The following is a 23,442-nucleotide window of genomic DNA, read 5'->3' as shown; positions in this document are numbered from 1 at the left end:
GGGCTTGCCGCCCCCTGGTGTGTGTCGCGATGTCGAGCGCGTCAGATGCGCATCGGCATCACGACATACTTGAACTCGTCGTTCTCGGGCACGGTGATCAGCGCGCTCGAGCTGGCGTCGCCGAGGCTCACCTGCACGGTGTCGACCTTCAGGTTCGCGAGCACGTCGAGCAGATACGTGACGTTGAAGCCGATGTCGACGGTATCGCCCTGGTAGGCGATTTCGAGTTCTTCCTGCGCCTCTTCCTGATCGGCGTTGGTCGACATGATCTTCAGCTGGCCCGGCGCGATGATGCAGCGCACGCCCTTGAACTTGTCCGAGGTCAGGATCGCCGCGCGCTGCAGCGAACGCTGCAGTTCTTCACGGCCGATCTCGAACGTGTTCTTGTGCGCCTTCGGGATCACGCGCTGGAAGTCGGGGAACTTGCCCTCGACGAGTTTCGACACGAGCTCGACCTGGCCGAACGTGAACTTGGCTTGGGTTTGCGCGATGTCGATGGTGACGGTGTCGTCGATGTCCTCGAGCAGGCGCTGCAGCTCGAGAATCGTCTTGCGCGGCACGATGACTTCCTGGCGGCCGAACGTGCCGCCTTCGAGCTTCATCGACGAGAACGCGAGGCGGTGGCCGTCGGTGGCCACGGCCATCAGCTGGTCGCCGTCGACGACGAGCAGCATGCCGTTCAGGTAGTAGCGGATGTCCTGCTGCGCCATCGCGAAGTGCACCATGCCGAGCAACTGGCGGAACGACTTCTGCGGGACGGTGAGCGTGGCGCCGAAATCCTTCGCCTGCGCGACGGTCGGGAACTCGTCGGCCGCCAGCGTCTGCAGTGCGAAGCGGCTCTTGCCCGATTGAACGGTGAGGCGCTTGTCGGCGAGCGACAGCGTGACCTGGCCGTCAGGCATCGCGCGCAGGATGTCGAGCAGCTTGCGGGCCGCGACGGTGGTCGCGATCTGGTCGCCGCCGACGCCGAAATCGGCGCGCGTGGTGATCTGCAGCTCCAGGTCGGTCGACAGGAATGAAACGTCCGGGCCGTTCTTGGTGATCAGCAGGTTGGCGAGGATCGGCAACGTATGGCGGCGTTCGACGATGCCGCTGACCGTTTGCAGCGGCCTGAGGAGGGTGTCTCGTTCGGTCTTGACCAGTTGCATAGAGTTCCTTCGTTGAGTAACGGCCTGCAGCGCAGCAGCCACGCAGCGCCCCGCCGGCCGGGCTCTTGGCCCGCCACCACCGGGGCGGTCAAACCAGTATTGTGCCTCAAAACCGAACCGCCCCCCTTAAATTGGGGCGGAGGCCGAATTATCAAGCGCGGTGCGCGCGCTCAGCCCTTCAGCGTCTGTTCCAGCACGTGCAGCTCGTGGTTGAGCTGCGCATCCTTGCTGCGCTCGTCGGCGATCTTGCGCACCGCGTGCAGCACGGTGGTGTGATCGCGCCCGCCGAACAGCTCGCCGATTTCCGGCAGGCTCTTCTGCGTGAGTTCCTTCGCCAGGTACATCGCAATCTGCCGCGGCCGCGCGATGTTCGCGGGGCGCTTCTTCGAGTACATATCCGCGACCTTGATGTTGTAGAAGTCGGCGACGGTCTTCTGGATGTTCTCGACCGAAATCTGCCGGTTCTGCACGGTCAGCAGGTCCTTCAGCGCTTCCTTGGTCAGCTCGATCGAGATCTCGCGGCCGTGGAACTTCGAATACGCGAGGATCTTGCGCAGCGCGCCTTCGAGTTCTCGCACGTTCGAGCGCAGATGCTTCGCGACGAAGAACGCGACATCTTCCGACAGGTTCACGTATTCCGACTGCGCCTTGCGCATCAGGATCGCGACGCGCATTTCCAGTTCGGGCGGCTCGATCGCGACGGTGAGGCCCGAGTCGAAGCGCGAGATCAGGCGATCGTCGATGCCCGAGATTTCCTTCGGATACGTGTCGCTGGTGATGATCACCTGCGCCTTGTTCGCGACCAGCGCCTCGAACGCGTAGAAGAATTCCTCTTGCGTGCGCGACTTGCCGGAGAAGAACTGGATATCGTCGATCAGCAGCAGGTCGAGCGAATGGTAGTAGCGCTTGAAGTCGTCGAACGCCTTGCGCTGGTACGCCTTCACCACGTCGGACACGTATTGTTCGGCGTGGATGTAGCGGATCCGCGCGCCGGCCTTGTCGAGCAGCAGCTGGTTGCCGATCGCGTGGATCAGATGGGTCTTGCCGAGGCCGACGCCGCCATACAGAAACAGCGGGTTGTACGAGATGCCCGGGTTGTCCGCGACCTGGATCGCGGCGGCGCGCGCGAGCTGGTTCGCCTTGCCGGTCACGAAGTTGTCGAACGTGAGCACCGGGTTCAGCTTCGAACGTTCGTACATCGAATCGGCTTCGCCGCCGTTGGCGGGCGCGGCGCCCGGGCCCGGACGCCACGTGCGGCGGCCGGCCGCCGCTTCGTGCGCGGGCAGGCTCGGCAGGTCGATGTCGGCGTCGTCGGCGTTCAGATGGTGGGCGGCGGCCGCCGACGGCGTCATCGGCACGTCGGCCGGCGCGCTGGGCGCGGCGGCGGCATTCGCGGTCAGGTTGGCGGCGATCGCGGCGACCGTCGCGGCCGGGCCGCTCGGGGTCAGCGGCGCACGCGGGGCGGCCGGTGCGGTGCCTGCGGCGGCGCTGCGCATGCCGGCCTTCGGATCGAGGACGAACTGGACTTCGATCGGCGTGTTCCAGAATTCACGGGCCAGATCGGAGATCCGGCCCGAAAACTGGCTCTTGACCCAGTCCAGCTTGAAGCGGTTCGGCGCGGCGATGGACAGCGTGTTCGCCGACGCATCGAAGGCCACCGGGGCCAAGGGTTTGATCCACGTCACGTACTGCTGGGGCGTCAGCTCGCGCTCCAGCAGTGCGGAACAGTGTTGCCAGAAATCGTTCATCAAGTAACTGTCGTTTTTTGCGTGCACAGCGCGGCTCGCCGGCGCCCTTGTCGCAGTCGCGCAACAAGGCCCGAAGCGGTCGTGCGAGCGTGCCTCGGACGCCTGCGTCACAGTCTTGGAGGGGCAGGCGCGAGCCGAAGCGGCGTGCGGGATTCTTGGAGATAAGGCGAGATTCTAACGCCAAACGCGGCCACAGCGGGACTTATCCACAGGCTGGGTTTGTGGGTCGCGGGGCCGGATCGGCGCGGCCCGGCACAGGCGAGCGACTCGTAAAGTATTGACCGTCAACGGAAAAACGGTTTAAATAGCGGGTTCCGCGAAAACCAATCCTGTATTCCCGGCGATTGCGTTCGCCCGAATGCCTCCGGTTAAGGGCACGCGGTCCCCTGAATTTCGACATTCTCGAACAAGTGAGAACATCATGAAACGTACTTACCAACCGTCCGTGACGCGCCGCAAGCGCACCCATGGCTTCCGTGTCCGCATGAAGACGGCAGGTGGCCGCAAGGTCATCAACGCTCGCCGCGCGAAGGGCCGCAAGCGCCTCGCCATCTAAGGCAGGTTGCGCGCTGTGTCCGCCGTCCGCAGTCCTGCGGAAGGTGCCGTCGAGCCGGGTGCGAATCCGTCGCAGACGAAAGCCGCCTTCCCGAAAGCTGCGCGACTTCTGAAAACGGATGAATTTTCATCCGTTTTTCGTTTGCGCCCCTGGCGGCGCTCCGCGCACTTCGTGATCTACGGCAAGCCGACCGGTCAGCCCGCACGCCTGGGGCTCGTCATCGGCAAGAAGTATGCGCCGCGTGCAGTAACACGTAACCTCGTGAAGCGGCTGGCGCGCGATCAGTTTCGCCTGCGCCGCGCCGAATTCGCCGGTTACGACCTGCTGCTGCGGCAGCACACGCGCTTCGACAAGAAAGCGCTGCCGAGCGCGGCTTCCGCCCCGCTCGCGGCGATGTGCGCGGCCGAGATCCGCGAACTGCTCGACAGGGCAGTCCGGGAAATCGCGCGCCGGGCGTCGAAGCCCGCGTCCGAGTGACGCATCCGTGCCCGGTGCGGCGTTCGCGCCCGCCCGGCCGGTTTTGACGCGGCGTCGTACGGCGCCGCCCAAGGTATGGAAACGGTATTGATCGCCTTGCTGCGCTTCTACAAGGTTGCCGTGAGCCCGATGCTCGGCAGCCGTTGCCGTTTTTATCCTTCCTGTTCGGATTACGCGCGCGAGGCAATCCAGTATCATGGCGCCGCGCGCGGCACGTATCTCGCCGTCAGGCGCGTGTGCCGATGCCACCCGTTTTCCGCGGGCGGCGTCGACCTCGTCCCGCCGCCCAACTCCGACACTCGCGCTCGCGGCGAAGCCGACGCGCGGTCCCATCGACTCTGAGACAACGCATGGATATCAAACGCACCGTCCTATGGGTGATCTTCTTCATGTCAGCTGTCATGCTGTACGACAACTGGCAGCGGGACCATGGACGCCCGTCGATGTTCTTCCCGAGCGCCACGCAGACGGCCCCGGCCGCTGCCGGCGGCGCATCGGGCACGGGCGCGACGAAGACCGCAGGTGACGTGCCTGCCGCCGCAGCCGGCGCCGCACCGTCGACGACGGCCCCGGCCGCGCAGGCGCAGCTCGTGAAGTTCTCGACCGACGTGTACGACGGCGAAATCGACACGCGCGGCGGCACGCTCGCGAAGCTGACGCTGAAGAAGCAGGGCGACGGCAAGCAGCCCGACCTGTACATCACGCTGTTCGACCACACGGCCGGCCACACGTATCTCGCACGCACGGGCCTGCTCGGCGGCGATTTCCCGAACCACAACGACGTCTACACGCAACTGAACCCCGGCTCGACGTCGCTGACGGGCGACCAGAACACGCTGAAGCTGTCGTTCGAATCGCCGGTGAAGGGCGGCGTGAAGGTCATCAAGACCTACACGTTCACGCGCGGCAGCTACGTGATCGGCGTCGACACCAAGATCGACAACGTCGGCACGGCCCCGGTCACGCCGACGGTCTACATGGAACTGGTGCGCGACAACACGGCCGTCGAAACGCCGATGTTCTCGCACACGTTCCTCGGGCCGGCGGTCTACACGGACGCGAAGCACTTCCAGAAGATCAACTTCAGCGACCTCGACAAGAACAAGGCCGACTACGTGAACTCCGCCGACAACGGCTGGGTCGCGATGGTGCAGCACTACTTCGCGTCGGCGTGGATCCCGCAGCAGGGCGTGAAGCGCGACATCTACGCTGAGAAGATCGATCCGACGCTGTATCGCATCGGCGTGAAGCAGCCGGTCGCCGCGATCGCGCCGGGCCAGTCGGCCGACGTGCAGGCGCGCCTGTTCGCCGGTCCGGAAGAAGAGCGCATGCTCGAAGGCATCGCGCCGGGCCTGGAGCTCGTGAAGGATTACGGCTGGGTGACGATCATCGCGAAGCCGCTGTTCTGGCTGCTCGAGAAGATCCACAGCTACGTCGGCAACTGGGGCTGGTCGATCGTGCTGCTGACGATCCTGATCAAGGCCGTGTTCTTCCCGCTGTCGGCTGCCAGCTACAAGTCGATGGCGCGCATGAAGGAAATCACGCCGCGCATGCAGGCGCTGCGCGAACGCTTCAAGAGCGATCCGCAGAAGATGAACGCCGCGCTGATGGAGCTGTACAAGACGGAGAAGGTCAATCCGTTCGGCGGCTGCCTGCCGGTCGTGATCCAGATCCCGGTGTTCATCTCGCTGTACTGGGTGCTGCTCGCATCGGTCGAAATGCGCGGCGCGCCGTGGATTCTGTGGATTCACGACCTGTCGCAGCGCGATCCGTTCTTCATCCTGCCGGTGCTGATGGCCGTGTCGATGTTCGTGCAGACGAGCCTGAACCCGACGCCGCCGGACCCGGTCCAGGCGAAGATGATGAAGTTCATGCCGATCGCGTTCTCGGTGATGTTCTTCTTCTTCCCGGCCGGTCTCGTGCTGTACTACGTCGTGAACAACGTGCTGTCGATCGCGCAGCAGTACTACATCACGCGCAAGCTCGGCGGCGTGAAGAAGAAGCCGGCCTGACGTTCGCTGCATTCGCGGGTGGCCAGCCGCCCGCGATGCTCGCAAAAAAAGCCGCATGGTTCGTGACCATGCGGCTTTTTGTTTTCCTGGCGGTGGCGCGTGCGGCTGCTGCCGTTCAGGCCTTCTTCGCTTCGAGTTTCGGATCGCCGTAGAACTGCTCGACCAGTTCCTGCACGAGGTAGCGCTGATGCGGAGACAGCGCCTCGATCTTCGATGCGAGTTCGATCGTCTCGGGCGTCGGCGGGTAGCGTTCGTCGCGCGGCAGCGGTTGCGGCGTCGGATGTTCGACCACGCTCGGCGACGGCCCGTAATGCAGCCAGTGCACTTCGACGCGTAACCATTCGGCCAGCGTTTCGAGTTTGTCCGACGTCGGAATCGTGCGGCCCGTCAGCCATTTGTGCGCGGTTTGCGGCGAAACAGGATGCGTTCCGCGGTGACGCAGATTGAATCGGTTCGCCAGTTCCGTCGCGCCCGTGACCTTCTCCGGGCTGCGCCGCAGGGCGAATTTCAGGCGTTCCGAGAACGCGGCTTTTTCTTCGGATGTCGGCATGAGGGAGATTGTGCAATTCCATCGCCGCGTCCCAGACAACCATATAGGATAAACGTATCTCTTTCAGACGAATCCCAACCCTGATCAGGATGATCGATGAAATTGAGGGACGTAGTGCCGAGCCTATCCCGCACACATACTTGTCCGAAACGGTGGGCGGCTCATCACGCTGAGCTGATACTCGGCTTATCCCCGTCGGGATAAATTCGGGCGTGTCCGAATCCGGCGTCGCGGCCGGTGGCGCGTGAGCCGGCACGCTACAATGCCGGCGTTCCGATGCCCGAATTGTTGCGCGGGCGCACCATTGACTCGCCGATTACCCGATTTCTCGAATTCCCATGCTCGCTACCGATTCCGATCCGATCGTCGCCATTGCCACTGCTGCCGGCCGGGGCGGCATCGGGGTCGTCCGCGTGTCGTTCGGGCGCGGCGGCGAGGTGGCCGCGCTGCCGCTGATCGACGCGTTGTGCGGGCAAAAGCTCGTGCCGCGCCATGCGAGCTACGTGCCGTTCCTCGACGAGCATGGCGCGCCGCTCGACCGTGGGATCGCGCTGTATTTCCCGGCGCCGCATTCGTACACCGGCGAGCACGTGCTCGAGCTGCAGGGGCATGGCGGGCCGATCGTGATGCAGCTGCTGCTGCAGCGCTGCCTGGATGCGGGGCGCGGCTTCGGGCTGCGGCTCGCGGAGCCGGGCGAGTTCACGCGGCGCGCGTTCCTGAACGACAAGCTCGATCTCGCGCAGGCCGAGGCCGTCGCCGATCTGATCGAGGCCAGCACCGAGGCGGCCGCGCGCTCGGCCGGGCGTTCGCTCGACGGCGCGTTCTCGCGACAGATCCACGCGCTCGTCGACGACGTGATCACGCTGCGGATGCTGGTCGAGGCGACGCTCGATTTTCCGGAGGAGGAAATCGACTTCCTGGAAGCGGCCGACGCGCGCGGCAAGCTCGCGAAGATCCGCGCGCAGCTCGCGCACGTGCTCGGCGATGCGCGGCAGGGCGCGCTGTTGCGCGAAGGGTTGTCTGTCGTGCTCGCGGGGCAGCCGAACGTCGGCAAGTCGTCGCTGCTGAATGCGCTGGCGGGCGCCGAGCTGGCGATCGTCACGCCGATCGCCGGCACGACGCGCGACAAGGTCGCGCAGACGATTCAGGTCGAAGGGATTCCGCTGCACATCATCGATACGGCGGGGCTGCGCGAGACGGAAGACGAAGTCGAGCGGATCGGCATTGCGCGCACGTGGAGCGAGATCGAGCGCGCGGACGTCGTGCTGCATCTGCTCGATTCGCGCACGGGAATGACGCCGGACGACGAAGTGATCGCCGCGCGGTTTCCGGGCGGCGTGCCGGTGGTGCGCGTGTTGAACAAGACGGATTTGACGGGCGTGCCGGCGTGTGTCGAGCATCCGGCGGCGGAAGGCGATTTGACCGAGGTGCATCTGTCGGCGAAGCGCGGCGACGGGATCGACATGCTGCGCGCGGAGCTGTTGCGGATTGCCGGGTGGCAGGCGGGGGCCGAGGGCGTGTATCTGGCGCGCGAGCGGCATCTGATCGCGCTGCGGGCCGCGCAGGAGCATCTGGCGCAGGCGGCGGATCATGCGGAGCAGCGCGCGCAGTCGCTCGATCTGTTTGCCGAGGAACTGCGGCTCGCGCAGGAGCAGCTCAATGCGATTACCGGGGAGTTCACGTCGGATGATCTGCTGGGGGTGATTTTCAGCAGGTTTTGTATCGGGAAGTGAGCGGACGCTGAACCGTACGTTGCCGCGGCCAGCGGCGTGTCGTGGAGTACGAACGGCATGGGCGCTCATGCATCGTCATTGCCGGATGCCGAAACGAATTCGAACATCCGGAAGGATGATGCAATGCTCGGCCGGGAGGCCTCAATCCCAATGCCGATGATGGTGATAATACCCACCCCCACCGTAATACCCGCCACCATCCGGCACCACGATACAGCCGCTCAACAACACGGCGACGCCTGCAATCAACAAAAGGGCCTTCTTCATCGCGTTCACCTGCTCGGGGTTCAATATGAAACCCAGCATAGCGAGCGGCTCCGGCCCGGGCTGTAAGCGATCGTTTCCCCGCGCCGCAATCCGTAACGGTGGATTATTCCGGTCAGAATGACCGTAACAATTGGCCAAACAGCAGACGTTTCAGGCGACGACGACCCGGTTTCGCCCCGTATCCTTCGCGCGATACAGCGCGGCATCGGCAGCTTCGATCAGCGCGTCGGGCATCGACAGATCGTCGGCCGACACGGACGCGCAGCCGACGCTGACGCTCACGCGTCCCGCCGGCGACGAAGGCATCGCGAGGTCGAGCCGCAGCACGGCGTCGCGCACTTCGTCGGCCACCACCCGCGCACCGCGCGCGCCGGTGTTCGGCAGCACGATCGCGAACTCCTCGCCGCCGTAGCGCGCGACGATGTCGGCCGGCCGCCGCACCGCGCCGGCCAGTGCGTTCGCTACGGCGATCAGGCACGCATCGCCCTTCACGTGACCGAACGCGTCGTTGTACGCCTTGAAGTGATCGACGTCGACCATCAGCAGCGACAGCGGTTCGCCCTGCCGCCGCGCCTGCAGGAACAGCGTGTGGAAATGATCGTTGAAGTGGCTGCGGTTGAACGCGCCCGTGAGCCCGTCGCGCGCGGAAGAGCGGATCAGCGTCGCGTGCGCTTCGAACAGTTGCTGATACAGCATCGTCACTTCCCACGCGAGCACGCATACGAGCACGCCGGGCGTGAACATGCTGAACAGGCGCGCGACATACCAGCCGACCGTGAAGCGGTGGGTGGACAGCAGGTTCAGCGTCGTATCGGTGAGGCACGCGAGCACCGCGATCGCGAGCCACAGGTCGAGCGTCGTGCGCAGCCGGCCGGTGACCAGCACGGCCACGAGCGCGAGCACGTTGAGGATCCATACGACGAGCGCGATGCCGTTGACGGGCAGCACGGCCGCGTCGCCGGGCGGATGGAACGCGGGCGGCAGCGACACGTTCAGCGCGATCGCGCACAGGAGCGCCGCGGCGACGGCCGGGCCGCCGATCAGCGCGATTGTCCAGCGGCGCGTCTCCTTCGCGCCGACCGGGGCGCGCGTGAGCCGCTCGCGGGCGAACAGCGCGGCCATCACGAAGCACGGAAAGCCGGCATGCCAAAAGATCCACATCCATGCGGCGCTTTGCGGGCGCGCGCCGAGCAGGCCATGCGGCGCGAACACGCCGGGAAAGGTGAGCAGTTGCAGCGCGACGGCGAGCGCGGTGAACGCATAGGCGCCGCCGAGCGCACCGAGCACGGGCTGGCGCGTGACGGTGAATTGCGCGCCGAGGAAGAACGCCGCGATGCTCGCGGTCGTGAACACGGTGAGCGCGCACATCGGCATGAACGGCTCGACGGCCGGCAACGCGACGTTCGCGTGCGGCGCGGCGATCCCGAGCGTGAGCAGGATGACGAGCGCCGTCAGCGCGCCGAACCACAGCTGACGCTGCGTCGTGTGCTGGATCAGGATGCCTTCCATGGGGTCCCCCGGACATGCGTGCGAAGCGCCCGATCTTGCGCCGGGCGGCACGCATCCCGATCGCGGCGCGACCGGTGCGGCCCGATCCTATCGCGTTATTGGCCTGCGCTCAAATGCCGAGCCCCGGGCCGAAGTTGCCGGCGACCCAGCGCGTGACGGCGTCGACGTCCGCATAGTCCTGTTCGGGCAGGCCGTCGAGCATCGACAACACTTCGTTGCTGGCGCCGGCGTCGCGCGCGGCATCGACGATCGCATCCTTGTTCGCCGGATAGCGGACGGCCGCCAGCACATCGGCGATCTGCAGGTCGATCGTTTCGTTCGGGACATCGTGCGGGGGAATGGCGGGCTTGTCGTTCACGTCGGCGTCTCGCGGGTTGGGCGGGAATCGGATCGGGCGCAAGGGCTGTGCCCGCGTCGCATGTTATCCGGCCCCGGCGGGCCGGCCGGCGCGGGCGGCGAATCGGCGGTGACTAAGTCAGTGCCCGCGCCGCACACGGCGCCACGGATGCTTCCAGTCGATGTGCGGGGCGTTCTCGTCGCGCGGATGCTGGCGACGATGCTCCTGCCACAGTTCGTCGGAAAACAGCGCAGCCACGATGACGAGCGGCAGCACGAGGAAAATTCCGAGGATGACTTGCTCGATCACGATAGCCTCCTTGCGGTGGCAGGAACCCTTGCTCCCATTCTAGGCTCTGAACAGCGCCCGCGTTCAAATTCTTACAGTGCAAAACGGGCTCGAACGCGGCCGTGACGCCCGGGCGTTCCGCGCGGCGCCGGCATCAAAAAGGACACGACTATGCAACTCCAGAACGATACCAACACGCTCGCGCTGCGGCCGCTGGAGCGCCAGGACCTGCGCTTCGTCCACGAGCTGAACAACGACGCGAAGATCATGCGCTACTGGTTCGAGGAGCCGTACGAAACCTTCTCGGAACTGTCGCAACTGTACGACCGCCACGTACACGACCAGCGCGAACGCCGCTTCGTCGCGGTGGATGCGCAAGCCGAACTGGTCGGCCTCGTGGAGCTGATCGAGCTCGACTACATTCACCGCCGCGGCGAGTTCCAGATCATCATCGCGCCGCAGTGCCAGGGGCGCGGCTACGCGGGCCAGGCGACGTGCCTCGCGATCGAGTACGCGTTCAAGGTGCTGAACATGCGCAAGCTTTACCTGATCGTCGATACGTCGAACGCGGCGGCGATCCACGTGTACGAGAAATGCGGATTCCAGCACGAGGCCGAATTGAAGGAAGAATTTTTCGGGAATGGCGCGTATCACAACGCTTATCGCATGTGCATCTTCCAGCGCGATTATTTCGAACGTCAGCAAATCGGGCTGAATAAAGCAGGGTAAACACCACACGGACGAAAGGTGCTGGCGACGAGGGCGCGGAGCGCCGAATGGTGCCGAGAACTACGGATAAATACGGGGGCGCTTATACCTGGCATTTTTCTTGTATCAGGTAAATGCGATTGCGCGCGGCGGTAAATTCGAATCGTTTCGGATGACTTTATGTGCAACGCATCAAAATGATCCGGATAGCGAAATGGATTATCCAAACCGTTCAATCGTCGCAATGTAAATTTTCTGAAAGTCTTGCCGGATAACGGTTTCCGCCCGGCGGCGAAGGGCCGATCCGCGGTTTGGCGGCGCTTGCCGCACGCGCCGGTCGCGCCAAAAGCAGCCCGCGCACGGGGTGCGACAATCCGCCGCTATTGCGGTCGCACAACAAATGTGCTTGCTATCGTTTACGGGTCTTCTAAAGTGAAAAACGCGGGTTCACGATCACCTTTAAACACATAGCTAACCCAGCCTGGTGCCCGCAAGCCTGGAGACAGAACATGATCAAGCGTACCGGTGTCCTTTTTGCCCTTGTCGGCGCATTTTGCGCTGTGTCGATTGCCCAGGCCGGCGGCGATTCGGCCGTCAAGCCGAAGCAGGAAATCCAGCTGACGAAGAACGCATGGGGCTGCCTGTCGAAAGACAATCTGGATTCCGTACTGAATCACGAACGTGACGGCAAGTCGCAGGCGAAGCAGCAGTATTTCGACGACTTCCGCTGCCTGTCGGTGCCGGAAGGCCAGCGGTTCCGCGTGGTGACGGTCGACCAGGGCGACGTGCAGTTCGTCAGCGCGGACAACAGCGACCAGCAAGGTCTCTGGACCGATTCGCGCTTCGTCAAGCAGTAAGCGTCCTCTCATCGCGCAGTCGCACGACGCGCGAACGCGCCGGCCCGACGAGCGGGCGGCGCGCACCGAACACGGCCCGGCGCATGCCGGGCCGTTGCGCTGTGAACCGCGCATGACGCACGCCGGGCGGCGCGCATTCGGTATCATCACGGCCCGACCGAACCGAATGCCCGCCCGGGCCGCATCCGCATGGCGCTGAAATCCACGATCTACAAAGCCGAACTGCAAATCGCCGACATGGATCGGCATTACTACGCCGATCACGCGCTGACGGTGGCGCGCCATCCGTCGGAAACCGACGACCGGATGATGGTGCGCATCGTCGCGTTCGCGTTGTTCGCGCACGAGCGGCTCGAATTCTGCAAGGGGCTGTCGGACGTCGACGAGCCCGACCTGTGGCAAAAGGACCTGACGGGCGCGATCGACGTGTGGATCGAGGCCGGTCAGCCGGACGAACGGCGCATCTCGAAGGCGGCCGGCCGCGCCGGGCAGGTGACGGTGATCGCGTACGGCGGCAAGACGTCGGATATCTGGTGGCAGGGCGTGCGCGGCAAGGTCGAACGGCTGCGCAACGTGCAGGTGCTGTCGCTTGCCGACGGCGTCGCGGCCGCGCTCGGGCAGCTCGCTGAGCGGACGATGCGCCTGCAGTGCACGGTGCAGGACGGCGCCGCATGGATCTCGTGCGCCGACCACGATCCGGTCGCGGTCGAATGGACGGTGCTGAAGGCGCGCGACGGCGCGTAAGGGTCCGTAAGGGCCCGCGCGCCGGCCGCGGTCAGCCGAGCGCGGCTGGCGGCCCCTTGAATTCGACCATGTTCCCTTCGGGATCGAACAGGTAGATCGACGGCCCGTAGCCGTCGGCGCCGTAGCGTTCGGCCGGCGCGCCCGGCCGCGCGCCATGCGCGGCGAAATGGGCGATCAGTGCGTCGGGATCGAACGGCTCGACGCGCAGGCACAGGTGATCGAGATTGCGCCCGGTGCCGGGCGGGCCGCTGTCGGGGCGGTCGATCGGGCCGCCGACCGTCAGCAGGTCGATCAGCGCGTCGCCGGCGCGCAGTTGCACGAGGCCCAGATCGGGCTGCTCCTTCTCCACATGGCAACCGACGGCATCGCAGTAAAAGCGCGTCATCGCCGCCATGTCGGCCACGCGCAGCACGATGTGATCGATTCCGCGGATGGTGGGTTTCATGAGCGGGGACTCCTTCGCAGTCGACGAGCATCGAGTGTAGACGCATCGCGCCTGCGCTGCCGGCCGGAACGCGGCACAATCGACGGACGAAAAAAAGCCCGTTCACGCAGTGCGGAACGGGCTTAATCCATATCAGGAGGAGACATGGAGGAGACAGTTCCAACTATACACACGGCGATGGTGCGACGCAATATTCCGATTGCAAAAAAACGTCAGGACGGCGATTTGTCGCATCCGCACTGCAGCAAAACGGTGACGGGACGATGACGAAAACCGCGCTGGAGCGGCCGCCGCGCGCGTTTTCGTCGGATTTATTTCGATCGATGTGGCCCCGATTCACCGGCACGAATCACAGAGCAAGATTCAGGGCGCGACGGCATGTGCCGATGCCTAGAGTAGGCACCATCTACACTAGAGAGTGCGAGGTTCAGATGAAAACCGCCTATTCGACCGACGATGCCCGCTGGGGCGCCGTGACCCTGCGCGATCCGCATGCGGACGGCGCGTTCTTCTACGCCGTCCGCACGACCGGCGTGTTCTGCCGCCCGACCTGCGCGTCGCGGCAGCCGCGCCGCGAGAACGTGTCCTTTTTCGCCGATCCGGCGGCCGCCCGCGCGGCCGGCTTCCGGCCCTGCAAGCGCTGCCAGCCGGAAGGGCTGCCGCGCGAGCTGGAAATCGTCAACCGTGCGTGCGCGGTGCTCGACGCGCAGGCCGAGCGGCTCACGCTGCAGCAGTTGAGCGACGCCGTGCACGTGAGCCCGTTTCATCTGCAGCGGCTCTTCAAGCGCGTGGTCGGCGTGTCGCCGCGGCAGTACCAGGCCGCCCAGCGCGGCGCCGCGTTGCGGCAGGCGCTGCAAAGCGGGCAGCCGGTCACGCAGGCGGCCGTCGACGCAGGGTTCAACTCGCCGTCGCGGCTCTATGCGTCGGTGCCGCGCGAGCTGGGGATGGCGCCGTCCGCGTTCCGCCGTCAGGGCGCCGGCCTGCGGATCGACTATGCGACCGCGTCGACGTCGCTCGGCACGGTGCTCGTCGCCGCCACCGAACAGGGCATCTGCCGGATCGCGTTCGGCGACGACGCGGCGTCGCTCGTCGGCGAGCTGAAGGACACGTTCGCACGCGCCGAACTGGTCGAAGCGGCCGCGCGGCTCGCGCCGTTCGTCACGCAGATCCGCGCGTACCTGGACGGTACGCGGCACGCATTCGATCTCCCGCTCGACATCGCGCCGACCGCGTTCCAGCAGCGCGTGTGGGAAGCGCTGACGCATATCCCGTACGGCGAAACGCGCAGCTATTCGGAGATCGCCGAGGCGCTCGGCTCGCCGCGCGCGGTGCGGGCGGTCGCGTCCGCGTGCGCGTCGAATCCGGTCGCGCTCGCGATCCCGTGTCACCGCGTCGTGCAAAAGGGCGGCGCGCTCGCCGGGTACCGCTGGGGCGTGCGTCGCAAGGCGACGCTGCTCGCGGCCGAGGCGCGTCATGTTCACAACGATGAAACCGAAGCCGAGACGGAGGGCAATGCGGTTTGAGCATCGAGAAAATAACGATTACATCCGTCGCGAACGGCGGCCTGGCGCCGCCGTCCGCGCAGATGGAACTGCGTTACCAGGCGCCGTACGACTGGGCGCGCGTGCTGCGCTTCTTCAGCGGGCGCGCGATTCCGGGCGTCGAGCAGGTCGCGGACGGCGTGTATCGCCGCATCGTCGATCTGCATGGCGAGGCGGGTCGGCTCACCGTGACGAAACATCCGCGCAAGCATTGCCTGGTCGCGACCGTCGAAGGGGCGGTCGCGCGTCACGTCGACGACGCGTTCGCCGCGCGCGTCGCGACGATGTTCGACCTCGGCGCCGATCCGGCCGCGATCGGCGGCGGACTCGCGCGCGATCCGTGGTTCGCGCCGCTCGTCGAGGCCGCGCCGGGGCTGCGCGTGCCGGGCGCATGGTCGGGGTTCGAACTGGCCGTGCGCGCGATCGTCGGCCAGCAGGTCAGCGTGAAGGCCGCGACGACGATCGTCGGCCGGCTCGTCGAGCGGGCCGGCGAACGCGTGATGCCGGAAGACGACGGCGCGCCCGCATGGCGTTTCCCGACGCCCGACGCGCTGGCCGCGTGCGATCTCGACAGGATCGGGATGCCCGGCAAGCGCGTGGCGGCGCTGACCGGCGTGGCGCGCGCGGTGGCGGCCGGCGACGTGCCGGTCGATCGCGCGCATGCCGATCTCGCGACGCTGCGCAGCGCGTGGCTCGACCTGCCCGGCATCGGCCCGTGGACCGTCGAATACATCGCAATGCGCGCATGGCGCGATCCGGACGCGTGGCCGGCCTCCGATCTCGTGCTGATGCAGTCGATCGCCGCGCGCGACCCGGCGCTCGACCGGCTCACCAGCCAGAAGCGCCGCACCGAAGGCTGGCGGCCGTGGCGCGCATATGCGGCGCTGCATTTGTGGAACGAAGTAGCCGACCGGGCGGGCGGCGCGCGCGGCGGGTAAGCACGGCGGTCCATGGCCGGTGCGACCGCAACGCGGGCTGTGCCCAACCCGTTGCACAGGCGGTGCCGACATCCGATAGGCGTCAAGCGCCGGGGCGTGACGCGGCTCCGTCACGGCGCTTGCCCATCCCCGCCGGGGCCGGCCGGATGTAGCGCGTGCGATGCCTGCGTACGCGTGGTTTCGCGATCAATCCAGCGGCACGGTAGCACCTGCCGCCACCCGTTCGCCGTTCACGTTTCATCCGACGAATTCCGCCGACCGGCGTGCCGATCGGCCTCGTCCGCAACCGGTGATACGGGCCCGAGCTGCCGCACCCGGCCCGCCCGATCGCCCGCTCAGGCCCGCGCGCCGTGCCCGCGGCCACCTCAAGCGCGGCTTTCGGCGAGATGTTAAAGTGCCCGCTACCAACGAAGCGACCAACAATCCAGCCGGCCGCGCGCGGCGTTCTGCACGCGGCCGTCACGCACTTGCGTCTCCATGTCGAACACCATGACTCACCGCCAGTCCGAACTGCTGCTGAAACGTCTCGACGCGCTGAGCTCGGGCCCGACGCGGCAGCATCTGCCCGACGGCCTGCGCGGCATCGAGAAGGAAAGCCTGCGCGTGACGCGCGACGGGATGATCGCGTTCACGCCGCATCCGCGCGCGCTCGGCTCCGCGCTCACGCATCCGGCGCTGACGACCGACTATTCCGAGGCGCTGATCGAACTGATCACGCCCGCGGAGCGCGACGCCGCGCTCACGCTCGAGCGCCTCGACGATCTGCATCGCTACGTGTATGCATCGCTCGGCGACGAGATCCTGTGGAACGACTCGATGCCGGGCCTGCTGCCGGCCGACGACGAGATCCCGATCGCCAACTACGGCACGTCGAACATCGGCCGCCTGAAGACGGTGTACCGGCGCGGCCTCGCGTATCGCTACGGCCGCACGATGCAGTGTATCGCCGGCATCCACTACAACTACTCGCTGCACGAGGAAGTGTGGCGGCGCCTGCATGCGGACGAAGAGTCGACGGCGACGCTCGTCGATTACCAGTCGGAACGCTATCTCGCGCAGATCCGCAACTTCCGCCGCCGCAGCTGGCTGCTGATGTACCTGTTCGGCGCGTCGCCGGTGCTCGATACGAAGTTCCTGCGCGGCAAGTCGCACCAGCTCGACACGTTCGACGCCGATACGCTGTACCGGCCGTATGCGACCAGCCTGCGGATGAGCGATCTCGGTTACTCGAACACGACGGCCCAGGCCGCGCTGCACGTCGACTACAACACGCTGCCTGGCTATCTCGACGCGCTGTCGAAGGCGGTGAGCGAGCCGTATCCGGCGTACGAGGCGATCGGCACGCATCGCGACGGCGAGTGGATCCAGATCAACACGAACGTGCTGCAGATCGAGAACGAGTTCTACTCGACGATCCGGCCGAAGCGCGTCACGTATTCGGGCGAGCGGCCGCTGCATGCGCTCGCGTCGCGCGGCGTGCAGTACATCGAGGTGCGCTGCCTCGACATCGATCCGTTCGAGCCGACCGGCATCGCGCTGGAGACCGCGCGCTTCATCGACGCGTTCCTGCTCGCGTGCGCGCTCGACGAAAGCGCGCCGCTCGACTGCGACGCGTACAAGGAAGCGAACGCGAACTTCGGCAGCGTGACGCTGGACGGCCGCCAGCCGGGGCTCACGCTGACGCGTGACGGCCAGCCGGTCACGCTGCAGCAGTGGGCCGACGAGCTGATGGCCGATATCGAAATCGTCGGTCGCCGGCTCGACGAAATCCGCGGCGGCGACGAACATGCGCGCGCGATCGCCGCGCAGCGCGAGAAGCTCGCCGATCCGGAGCGCACGCCATCCGCGCGCGTGCTGCGCACGATGCGCGAGAACGGCCAGTCGTTCCTCGCGTTCGGGCTCGCGCAGAGCGAAGCGCATGCCGCGCATTTCCGTGCGCATCCGCCGTCGGCCGTGACGCTGCGCGCCGAACAGGCGCTCGCCGCGAAGTCGCTCGCCGAGCAGGCCGAACTCGAAGCGAAGGAGGCCGGATCGTTCGACGCATTCGTCGCCGCCTATCGCGCCTATACGCTGAACCGCTTCAGCGTGTGACGATCGCGCATGCGGCCGGCGCGGGGTGCGCCGCGCCGCTGCCGCGCGATCGATCCGGTTCGGTCAGTGATTCGGTCAGTGATGCGCATACGTGCCGCGATCGATTGCGTGCGGCAGCGCCGGTTTGCCCGATTCCCTATTCGCCCGGCCGTTGCTACCGTAACCGGCGGCTTCGCCCTCACCGCGCGCCTGCGCGGCACGCTGCATGACCGCCTGCATGTTCCGCGGAAAGTCAGGACTGCTTGCGAGGCTCGCCCGGTAGCCCGCGGCCTGCAGTTCCACGAGTTCCTGGCGGACTTGCGCGCGCGTGAGCGTCGACGCGGCTTGCGCGTGAGCGGTGAACGCCGCGCCGATCAGCACACACGCGCATGCCGCGCGTTTCATCGTCTTCATCGTGTTGGCTCCGTGAGGCTCCGGTGCCGCGCCATTGGCGGCGCGGGCCGAAACGATGCAGCCAGTCTAGGCTTCGGACGCCCAACGAAACATCGTCGCGGCTGGCAGTCACCTTTTCCGGTCGCGCAACATTGCGCGCACCGGTGAGCCGTCGCGACGGGTTTCCTGTCGAGCGCGACAGCGGCGCGCCATCCGCCGGTCATCATGCTGCGGCCGATTCGCATCGACTCGCCCGCATCGGGCTTCTCCCCCTTGTACAAGCGCGTTGCGCCTCCTAACCTCTTTTAAGCGACCGATCGGTTGGCCGCGCAACGTCGTTGCGTATGCAAGCGCCCCAGCACGGTCGTGACTGCAGGACATCGCCTTGTACCGAACCCGGCGCATCGACATGCGAACCCGGGTCGACTCTGGAGACACGATGAACCCCACCGACGCCCTTCCGCCCGGCATCGCCTTCGCGCAACCGTTGACGCCCGTCGCGAACTCGCTGCTCCTGTCGTTCCTCGTCGCCGCGATCCCGATCGCGGTCGCGCTGATCGCGCTCGGCGTGCTGCGCCGCCCCGCGTGGCAGGCGTCGCTCGCCGGGCTCGTCGCCGGCCTCGCGGTCGCGATCGGCGCATGGGGAATGCCGGCCGGGCTCGCGTTCGACGCGGTCGGCGCCGGCATGGCGCTCGCGGTCGTGCCGGTGATGTGGATCGTCTTCAACGCGCTGCTGCTGTACAACATCGCGGTGAAGTCGGGCCGCTTCGACCAGTTCCGGCAGTGGATGCTCGACAACCTGCCCGACGACCGCCGCCTCGTGCTGCTCGTCGTCGCGTTCTCGTTCGGCTGTCTGCTCGAAGGGATCTCCGGATTCGGCACGCCGGTCGCGATCACGAGCGCGCTGTTGATCGCGCTCGGCTTCCCCGCGCTCGAAGCGCTCACCTATACGCTGCTGTTCAACACCGCGCCGGTCGCGTTCGGCGCGCTCGGCGTGCCGATCACCGTGCTCGGCGCGGTCACGTCGCTGCCGCCCGTGACGCTCGCGCAGATGGTCGGCCGCCAGTTGCCGTTCTTCGCGCTGCTGCTGCCGTTCTACGTGGTCGGCGCGTATGGCGGGCTGCGCTCGATCGCGAAGCTGTGGCCGGCGTTGCTCGTGTCCGGCGGCAGCTTCGCGATCGCGCAGTTCGTCACGTCGAACTTCCTCGGCTACCAGCTCACCGACGTGCTGTCGTCGCTCACGTCGCTGATCGTGACGATCGGCTTCCTGCAGGTATGGAAGCCGCAGCCCGATCCGCAATACGCGCTCGCGCGCAGCGTGCCGGCCGCCGCCGGCGCCGCGCGCGCGGGCTTCGGCGGCTGGCTGCCGTGGCTCGTCGTGTCGGTGGTAGTGATCGTGTGGGTGCACGCGAACATCGCGGCGATCGGCGACGTGAAGATCAAGTGGCCGGGCCTGCACAACGCCGTGTACGTGTCGCTGTATCACAAGCCGTATGCGGCGATCTGGGATTTCCAGCCGCTCGGCACGGGCACCGCGATCCTCGTGTCGGCGATCATCACGGCCGCGCTGACGCGCACCGGCCCCGGCGCGTTCGTCGAATGCGTGGTGAAGACGTGGCGGCAGACGTGGATCGCGATCGTCACGGTGATGATGATCGTCGGGCTCGCGTACCTGCTGAACTACTCCGGCATCAGCTACACGCTCGGCACCGGCGTCGCGTCGACGGGCGCGTTGTTCCCGCTGGTGTCCGCGTCGCTCGGCTGGATCGCGGTGTTCCTGTCCGGCAGCGACACGTCGGGCAACGCATTGTTCGGCAACCTGCAGGTCGTGGCTGCCCGGCAGCTCGGCCTCGATCCGGTGCTGATGGCCGCGACCAACTCGTCGGGCGGCGTGATGGGCAAGATGATCTCGCCGCAGAACATCGCGACGGGCGTGTCGACGACGGACCTGAAAGGGCAGGAAGGCGTCGTGTTCGCACGCACCTTCTGGCACAGCGTGATCCTCACGCTGCTGCTCGGCGTGCTGGTGTTCCTGCAACAGCACGTGCTGACCTGGATGATCCCGGCGCTGCCGAAGTGACGCACGGCGCCACGACAGAAGGAAGGCACGAGGAAAACAACGAGGGAAGGCGCGGGAAAAGCGCCGGGTCATGTGGGGAAGCGGTGAGCGCGCGGCGGTTTAGCGCGTTCACCGGCCGTACCCCGTAGCGGCGTGTCGGTTGCATGTCGGGTGTGCTTCGCACGCAGGCGCGGCCTTTGGAGACTGAATACTGTTGACAATATGTCGGGCCGGGCGTATACAACGAGCGTTCGCCGACATGGCGCCCTCGTTTTCACCGACAGCCCCGCTCCCGCCTACTCATGACTGCCCCGAACGCGCTCAGCGCCATCGAACTCCTGCAAAGCCAGTCGCTCGCGATGATCGTCCAGGACATGCTCGAGCGTGCAATCGTGTCCGGCGAATACGCGCCGGGCGAAAAGCTGAACGAAGTCGATATCGCGACGAAGCTGAACGTGTCGCGCGGCCCGGTGCGCGAAGCGTTTCGCGCGCTCGAACAGGCCGGCCTGCTGCGCAACGAGAAGAACCGCGGTGTGACCGTGCGCGTCGTGCCGCTGCGCGAGGCGGAGGAGATCTACGAAGTGCGCGCGATGCTCGACGAGTCGGTCGCGCGCGCGCTCGCGAAGCGCATCTCGCCCGATACGCTGAAAGTGCTGAAAGGCATCATCCAGTCGATGAAGGATGCCGCGAAGACGCGCGACGTCACGCGCTATACCGAGCTGAACGTGCAGTTCCACGACGCGATGGTGGTCGGCGTCGGCAATACGCATCTCACCGATACCTACCGGCGGCTCGTGCGCCAGCTCGGCCTGCTGCGCCAGGCGGCGATCGAGGCCGAGAAGGGGGCGATCGCGGTGTCGGCGGCCGAGCACGACAAGATCGTGCAGGCGCTCGCGGCCGGCGACGAGGACAAGGCCGTCGCGCTCGTGCGCGAGCACGTCGCGCACGGTCTCGCGCGGATGCGTCGCACGCATGAGCAGGGGATGCCGGCGACGGGCAAGGCGGCGCGGGAGAAAGCCGGCGCGTAAGCTGTCGCGTTACCGGTCACCGCACGTTCAAAGGCCGCGGAGCGGCCGGATCACGGCTGTCGCTTCGCTCGACGTTGATGATGCCGGCCGAATGCGGTGATCGCCGGCATGTCACGAAGCGCCGTCCATTTTCCATCTCTCGATTTCGAGCACGCACCGATCGTCACGACGAGCGCGGCGAACAGCAGAAAGCGCATCATTCTTCAGATGGATTGACGAGATCGCCAATCGTACCGTGATGCGACGCGGTCCGCCTGCGCGGCAGGCGATTCGATACGTGATCCGAATGATCTAGTCACGCCTTGTCGGCCTTCCCCGCCGCGCTCGCAAACTTCGCGAGCCACGTATCGAGAGCCGACGGCTGACGGCTCTCGTCCTCCGCGCGTTCCTTGCGACGAATCGCGTTGCGCACGACGTGCGCGCCGACATAACGGATCGGCTCCGGCGGGAAATGGCCGAGCGGGCCGCGCACGATCGGGCTGCGTGTCCACGCGTTGTCCAGGCCGAGCACGAGCGACGACAGGATCTGCCCGCCCATGTAGGTCGGCCCGACGCCGTTGCCCGAATAGCCGAAGCCGTAGAACACGTTCGGCGCATCGTCGAGGCGGCCGAAGAACGGAAAGCCCGTCACCGAGCGATCCGACGGCCCGTTCCAGCTCGCGGCGATCGGCACGCCGGCAAGCGTCGGGAAGAATTCGCGCAGGCTGCGCGTGAGCTGCGCCTCGTACGGCGAGCGTCGGTCGAACACGGGCGCGATGCGGCTGCGCCACGAGAACGTGTTGCCGCCTTTGCCGAGCATCAGCCGACCGTCGACGGTCGTGCGGTAGTAGTACACGAAGATCCGCGAATCGAGCACCGACACGCCGTCCGCGAGGCCGGTCTTCTCCAGCAGATCCGGACATTTCTCCGTGATGACCATGTCGCTCGACACGACCGCGATCGTCCGTTCGAACCGCGGGAAGCGGCTCGCCATCCATGCGTTGATCGCGAACACGAGTTTGCCCGCGCTCACGCTGCCGGACGGCGTGCGCACGACGGCCGGCTGGCCGGGCGCGAAGTCGAGCATCGGCGTGCGCTCGTAGATCCGGATGCCCATCGCAAGCGCGACGCGGCGCAGCCCGCGCACGAGCTTGCCGGGATGGACGGTCGCGGCGATCGGTGAGTACACGCCGTCGAGATTGCGCGCGGAGCCCGAGCGGCGCGCGACTTCGGCGGGCGGCAGCGGTTCGTAGCTGTGGATGCCGCACGCGGCGAGCGCATCGAGCACCGGCGCGAGCGTGCCGACCTGCGCGCGCGACGTCGCGGTGTACAGCGTGCCGTCGAGCCGTAGCTCCGCATCGATGTCGTGCGCGCGGCAGAAATCGGCGATGTGCTGCACGGCCGCTTCCGATGCCTTCACGAGCCGGATCGCCTCGGCTTCGCCGAACAGGCGCCGCAGCGTCAGGAATTTCGCGGACCACGTGAGCAAGCAGCCGCCGTTGCGTCCGCTCGCGCCGGCACCGCACAGGTCGGCCTCGAGGATCGCGATGTCGAGCGCGGGGTGCTGCTGCTTCGCCTGGATCGCGGTCCAGAGGCCCGTGAAGCCGCCGCCGACGATACACACGTCGGCTTGCGTCGCGCCTTGCAGCGCGGGGGCGAGATCGCCGTCGTTGAACAGCGCTTGTTCGATCCAGAAGGGGCGCATCGGGTGTGGTATCAGTGAGGATGGGAGGTTGCCGTGCCGCACACGGCGCAAAAACGAAAACCAGTGCGAACGCGAAACCGACACCGCCACACCGCGATGCACGCCGGCGCGCCGTCCTGGGGGCCCGATTCGTCGAGTCAGGCCACCGCGCCCGCAGACAGGCGGCGGCTCATCGCGTTCAGTGTGTCGGCGCTCGCGGTGCCTGCTCCCGGCATACCGGCTTCGCCGAAGTGGCCGATGCAGCCCACGCGGAACGCGTCGACCTCGGCGAGCTTGCGCCGACACCGAATGTAGCCGCGCTTTTTGACCGCCTGATAAAAACCGCGCTGCGCCACGAGACGGCCGGGTAC

Annotated in this window: 23 protein-coding genes and 1 pseudogene; 13 read left to right on the top strand and 11 right to left on the bottom strand. The window is 66.5% G+C overall.

The genetic code is table 11. The annotated features are described in order from the left end of the window. Positions 1–41: 41 nt before the first annotated feature. Positions 42–1,148 carry a DNA polymerase III subunit beta gene (gene dnaN, locus CFB89_RS16660; protein WP_006490996.1) on the bottom strand — a complete coding sequence of 369 codons (1,107 nt, stop codon included), beginning with the start codon at positions 1,146–1,148 and terminating at the stop codon, positions 42–44. Positions 1,149–1,318: 170 nt separating this feature from the next. Beyond that, the gene (gene dnaA, locus CFB89_RS16655; protein ID WP_218828346.1) at positions 1,319–2,896 is read right to left on the bottom strand and encodes a chromosomal replication initiator protein DnaA; all 1,578 of its coding nucleotides are present in this window, start codon (positions 2,894–2,896) and stop codon (positions 1,319–1,321) included. A gap of 421 nt (positions 2,897–3,317) precedes the next feature. On the opposite strand from dnaA, the gene rpmH reads away from it, so the two are divergent. From rpmH to yidC, 4 genes are all read left to right on the top strand, one after another. Further along, positions 3,318–3,452 (top strand): 50S ribosomal protein L34, encoded by a 135-nt coding sequence (gene rpmH / locus CFB89_RS16650; RefSeq protein WP_004198824.1) that lies wholly within the window; start codon positions 3,318–3,320, stop codon positions 3,450–3,452. Between the two features lie 15 nt (positions 3,453–3,467). Further along, the gene (rnpA, locus tag CFB89_RS16645; RefSeq protein WP_006489941.1) at positions 3,468–3,929 is read left to right on the top strand and encodes a ribonuclease P protein component; all 462 of its coding nucleotides are present in this window, start codon (positions 3,468–3,470) and stop codon (positions 3,927–3,929) included. A gap of 75 nt (positions 3,930–4,004) precedes the next feature. Continuing rightward, a complete protein-coding gene (gene yidD, locus CFB89_RS16640; protein WP_089468780.1) occupies positions 4,005–4,271 on the top strand; it encodes a membrane protein insertion efficiency factor YidD in 267 nt (88 codons plus the stop codon). Positions 4,272–4,279: 8 nt separating this feature from the next. Continuing rightward, positions 4,280–5,941 (top strand): membrane protein insertase YidC, encoded by a 1,662-nt coding sequence (gene yidC, locus CFB89_RS16635; protein ID WP_089468779.1) that lies wholly within the window; start codon positions 4,280–4,282, stop codon positions 5,939–5,941. Positions 5,942–6,056: 115 nt separating this feature from the next. On the opposite strand, the gene CFB89_RS16630 is transcribed toward yidC, so the two are convergent. After that, positions 6,057–6,491, bottom strand: a complete 435-nt coding sequence (locus tag CFB89_RS16630; protein ID WP_050018236.1) for a transcriptional regulator — start codon at positions 6,489–6,491, stop codon at positions 6,057–6,059. Between the two features lie 338 nt (positions 6,492–6,829). On the opposite strand from CFB89_RS16630, the gene mnmE reads away from it, so the two are divergent. Then, a complete protein-coding gene (gene mnmE, locus CFB89_RS16625; RefSeq protein WP_089468778.1) occupies positions 6,830–8,224 on the top strand; it encodes a tRNA uridine-5-carboxymethylaminomethyl(34) synthesis GTPase MnmE in 1,395 nt (464 codons plus the stop codon). Between the two features lie 141 nt (positions 8,225–8,365). Here the strand turns inward: mnmE and CFB89_RS34925 are convergent, their stop codons facing one another. The 4 genes from CFB89_RS34925 to CFB89_RS34920 form a co-directional block, all read right to left on the bottom strand. Beyond that, entirely contained in the window at positions 8,366–8,530 is a 165-nt protein-coding gene (locus CFB89_RS34925; RefSeq protein ID WP_179233428.1) for a hypothetical protein, read from the bottom strand. 111 nt (positions 8,531–8,641) lie between these two features. Further along, positions 8,642–10,000 carry a sensor domain-containing diguanylate cyclase gene (locus CFB89_RS16620; protein WP_089468777.1) on the bottom strand — a complete coding sequence of 453 codons (1,359 nt, stop codon included), beginning with the start codon at positions 9,998–10,000 and terminating at the stop codon, positions 8,642–8,644. A gap of 109 nt (positions 10,001–10,109) precedes the next feature. Next, positions 10,110–10,358 (bottom strand): DUF2795 domain-containing protein, encoded by a 249-nt coding sequence (locus CFB89_RS16615; protein WP_089468776.1) that lies wholly within the window; start codon positions 10,356–10,358, stop codon positions 10,110–10,112. A 117-nt stretch (positions 10,359–10,475) separates the two neighbouring features. Beyond that, the gene (locus CFB89_RS34920; RefSeq protein ID WP_006489933.1) at positions 10,476–10,646 is read right to left on the bottom strand and encodes a hypothetical protein; all 171 of its coding nucleotides are present in this window, start codon (positions 10,644–10,646) and stop codon (positions 10,476–10,478) included. A 150-nt stretch (positions 10,647–10,796) separates the two neighbouring features. On the opposite strand from CFB89_RS34920, the gene speG reads away from it, so the two are divergent. The 3 genes from speG (at position 10,797) to CFB89_RS16600 (ending at position 12,934) form a co-directional block, all read left to right on the top strand. Beyond that, positions 10,797–11,354 (top strand): spermidine N1-acetyltransferase, encoded by a 558-nt coding sequence (speG, locus tag CFB89_RS16610; protein ID WP_089468775.1) that lies wholly within the window; start codon positions 10,797–10,799, stop codon positions 11,352–11,354. Between the two features lie 488 nt (positions 11,355–11,842). Further along, positions 11,843–12,190 (top strand): surface attachment protein Sap1, encoded by a 348-nt coding sequence (gene sap1, locus CFB89_RS16605; protein ID WP_179233447.1) that lies wholly within the window; start codon positions 11,843–11,845, stop codon positions 12,188–12,190. 189 nt (positions 12,191–12,379) lie between these two features. Then, the gene (locus CFB89_RS16600; protein WP_089468774.1) at positions 12,380–12,934 is read left to right on the top strand and encodes a YaeQ family protein; all 555 of its coding nucleotides are present in this window, start codon (positions 12,380–12,382) and stop codon (positions 12,932–12,934) included. Positions 12,935–12,965: 31 nt separating this feature from the next. Here the strand turns inward: CFB89_RS16600 and CFB89_RS16595 are convergent, their stop codons facing one another. Next, entirely contained in the window at positions 12,966–13,379 is a 414-nt protein-coding gene (locus tag CFB89_RS16595; RefSeq protein ID WP_089468773.1) for a VOC family protein, read from the bottom strand. Between the two features lie 431 nt (positions 13,380–13,810). Here CFB89_RS16595 and ada point away from each other — a divergent pair, with 431 nt between their 5' ends. The 3 genes from ada to gshA all read left to right on the top strand — a co-directional run bounded on the left by ada (position 13,811) and on the right by gshA (position 17,949). Next, positions 13,811–14,902: a bifunctional DNA-binding transcriptional regulator/O6-methylguanine-DNA methyltransferase Ada gene (gene ada, locus CFB89_RS16585; protein WP_089468772.1), complete on the top strand. Its 1,092-nt coding sequence runs from the start codon at positions 13,811–13,813 to the stop codon at positions 14,900–14,902. Continuing rightward, a complete protein-coding gene (locus CFB89_RS16580; RefSeq protein ID WP_179233446.1) occupies positions 14,899–15,858 on the top strand; it encodes a DNA-3-methyladenine glycosylase in 960 nt (319 codons plus the stop codon). The genes ada and CFB89_RS16580 overlap by 4 nt, the downstream gene beginning before the upstream one ends. Before the next feature lie 477 nt (positions 15,859–16,335). Beyond that, entirely contained in the window at positions 16,336–17,949 is a 1,614-nt protein-coding gene (gene gshA / locus CFB89_RS16570; protein WP_179233445.1) for a glutamate--cysteine ligase, read from the top strand. 75 nt (positions 17,950–18,024) lie between these two features. Here gshA and CFB89_RS16565 read toward each other — a convergent pair whose 3' ends face one another. Next, positions 18,025–18,342 (bottom strand): DUF4148 domain-containing protein, encoded by a 318-nt coding sequence (locus CFB89_RS16565; RefSeq protein WP_089468770.1) that lies wholly within the window; start codon positions 18,340–18,342, stop codon positions 18,025–18,027. Positions 18,343–18,760: 418 nt separating this feature from the next. On the opposite strand from CFB89_RS16565, the gene CFB89_RS16560 reads away from it, so the two are divergent. Both CFB89_RS16560 and CFB89_RS16555 read left to right on the top strand, forming a co-directional pair. After that, entirely contained in the window at positions 18,761–20,401 is a 1,641-nt protein-coding gene (locus tag CFB89_RS16560) for an L-lactate permease (RefSeq protein ID WP_089468769.1), read from the top strand. A 281-nt stretch (positions 20,402–20,682) separates the two neighbouring features. After that, positions 20,683–21,408: a phosphonate utilization associated transcriptional regulator gene (locus CFB89_RS16555; protein ID WP_089468768.1), complete on the top strand. Its 726-nt coding sequence runs from the start codon at positions 20,683–20,685 to the stop codon at positions 21,406–21,408. Positions 21,409–21,703: 295 nt separating this feature from the next. Here the strand turns inward: CFB89_RS16555 and CFB89_RS16550 are convergent, their stop codons facing one another. Together CFB89_RS16550 and CFB89_RS16545 are read right to left on the bottom strand one after the other, a co-directional pair. Next, the gene (locus tag CFB89_RS16550) at positions 21,704–23,092 is read right to left on the bottom strand and encodes an FAD-dependent oxidoreductase (RefSeq protein WP_089468767.1); all 1,389 of its coding nucleotides are present in this window, start codon (positions 23,090–23,092) and stop codon (positions 21,704–21,706) included. 137 nt (positions 23,093–23,229) lie between these two features. Continuing rightward, positions 23,230–23,412: pseudogene (locus tag CFB89_RS16545) on the bottom strand (2-aminoethylphosphonate--pyruvate transaminase); the annotation flags it as partial. Positions 23,413–23,442 lie beyond the last annotated feature (30 nt).

The organism is Burkholderia sp. AU16741 (genome assembly GCF_002223345.1).
Lineage (GTDB): Bacteria > Pseudomonadota > Gammaproteobacteria > Burkholderiales > Burkholderiaceae > Burkholderia > Burkholderia sola.
Note: the sequence above shows the minus strand (reverse complement) of the source record. Positions and strands in the feature narration are given on the sequence as shown.